At 64.2% G+C, this 976-nt stretch carries 2 protein-coding genes and 1 pseudogene; all 3 read right to left on the bottom strand.

The genetic code is table 11. The features are described from left to right. Positions 1–197 (bottom strand): annotated as a pseudogene (locus KPG66_RS00630) (baseplate assembly protein); the annotation flags it as partial. Beyond that, positions 194–565: a GPW/gp25 family protein gene (locus KPG66_RS00635; RefSeq protein ID WP_237069721.1), complete on the bottom strand. Its 372-nt coding sequence runs from the start codon at positions 563–565 to the stop codon at positions 194–196. The pseudogene KPG66_RS00630 and the gene KPG66_RS00635, both read right to left, overlap by 4 nt. Further along, positions 562–976 (bottom strand): phage baseplate assembly protein V (locus KPG66_RS00640; RefSeq protein WP_237069722.1); only part of this gene is annotated, 415 nt, incomplete at its 5' end. The genes KPG66_RS00640 and KPG66_RS00635, both read right to left, overlap by 4 nt.

Raw genomic sequence — 976 nt, forward strand, 5'->3', positions numbered from 1 at the left:
CGGTACGCGCTTTCCTGCAAAAGCTTGACCATCGGCTCGGACTCGAGTGCGAGCGTTGCAGCAATGTCGGCCTGCTCTTCAAGGGGGTACAGTGCGATCAGCTGCGCCTTGCGTTGCGCAAACAGCGTTTCGTAATCGAGTGGCTCGATCACATCGGGCGCGGGCAGCTGCGACAGGTCGATCGGTGTGGTGCTCATGCGCGGCTTCCCGAACCCGAAGCGGAAATCGGCACACGCACACTGAACGCTTCGTCGGTCTCGGCCGTCATGCCTTCGATATCGACCGTTTGCATGCCGGCTCGCCTCTCGGCGGGCTCGCTGCTCAGCTGCACGCGCGTGAGAATCAGTCGTGGTTCCCAACGCATCAGCGCGGTGGCGATGGCCGCATACAGCCGCGTGCGCGTCGTGCCGTTGTTGGGCGCGTCAACGTGTTCTAGCATGTCGGAGCCGAACGTACGGCGCTGAATGCACGTGCCCAGCGGCGTGGTGATGATGCGCGCAATCGACTGGTGCAAATGCGCCAAGCCGGTAACGGTGCGGCCCGTGGTCGCGTGCATGCCTTTCATTGCGGTGCGCTCACCAGTTGCCCGTCGCCCTGATCGCGGTGCGTGTGGCGTGGCAGGCTCACGCCTTGTGACGTAACGTCGCCGGTGAAGTGAGCCTGCCCATCGATGGTCATCGTTGCGCCGGCTCCGCTGTCTTGGCCGCTACGTCCAGTCATACCCGATTCGAACGCAAATGGACCTTGGACGAGCAGGGCACCGGTGCAGGTGGTTTGCTCGGCGTCGAGCGTGATGCGGTTGGCGACGATCGCGGCCTCGTCGGTGCACACGGTGACGCAAGCGGGCGACACGATTTGCACGCAGGCGCTGTCAGGCAACGTGGCGCTCAGTGTGTGGCTCGCATGGTCGTACGTGAGCTGTGCGCCATCCGGATACACGCGCGTGTGTACGGCCGGATCGCGTGACGGCGTGTCG

This window comes from Mycetohabitans sp. B2, assembly GCF_021733735.1.
Classification (GTDB): Bacteria; Pseudomonadota; Gammaproteobacteria; order Burkholderiales; family Burkholderiaceae; genus Mycetohabitans; species Mycetohabitans rhizoxinica.